General features: G+C 36.5%; 2 protein-coding genes. Both read right to left on the bottom strand.

Going from position 1 to position 488, the window contains the following annotated elements:
- Nucleotides 1-121: 121 nt before the first annotated feature.
- On the bottom strand, nt 122-394 hold the full coding sequence (locus H5200_RS23435) for a hypothetical protein (RefSeq protein ID WP_182762892.1): 273 nt from the start codon (nt 392-394) through the stop codon (nt 122-124).
- On the bottom strand, nt 394-488 hold a 95-nt coding region (locus H5200_RS23430; RefSeq protein WP_182761394.1), incomplete at its 5' end, for an IS3 family transposase. The genes H5200_RS23430 and H5200_RS23435, both read right to left, overlap by 1 nt.

The raw sequence follows: 488 nt of genomic DNA, 5'->3' as shown, positions 1-488 counted from the left end.
TGCGACGGCGAGATTATTTGGAAGGACTAGCCTATTTCGTACAGGTAGTAGTGCAAATCGATTGGAAAAATATGGATGTGAGTGATGTAATTGAAACTTAATAATTATTTTTGGGGATCCCTTAGACATTAACCCATCCACAATCACTAGCCTGAAGGCACTCATTTAATGCATTTGAAAAAAACTCCATTTGTTTTTTTATTGATTCAATTTCAGATTGAAGCGTTCCCTCTTCAAAATAAACTTCTACCTCTGAATCAGGGCCATAACAATACGTATCACAAAGATTATCCCCCAGTAAGTTATAACAACTGGATACAGTATTATGATTCTTAACTAATATTAGTTCTGCAGCAGTAGTTATGATCTGCTCCAGCCAGACTGGACACTTCATTAAGCGACATTTTTATTTTCAAAGTTAACTGGACTTAGATACCCGAGAGCACTGTGCCTTCTTGTCCGATTATAATCAACCTCGATGTATTCAA

Origin of the sequence: Pseudoalteromonas sp. SG43-7 (assembly GCF_014164295.1) — a bacterium.
Classification (GTDB): Bacteria; Pseudomonadota; Gammaproteobacteria; order Enterobacterales; family Alteromonadaceae; genus Pseudoalteromonas; species Pseudoalteromonas rhizosphaerae.
Note: the sequence above shows the minus strand (reverse complement) of the source record. Positions and strands in the feature narration are given on the sequence as shown.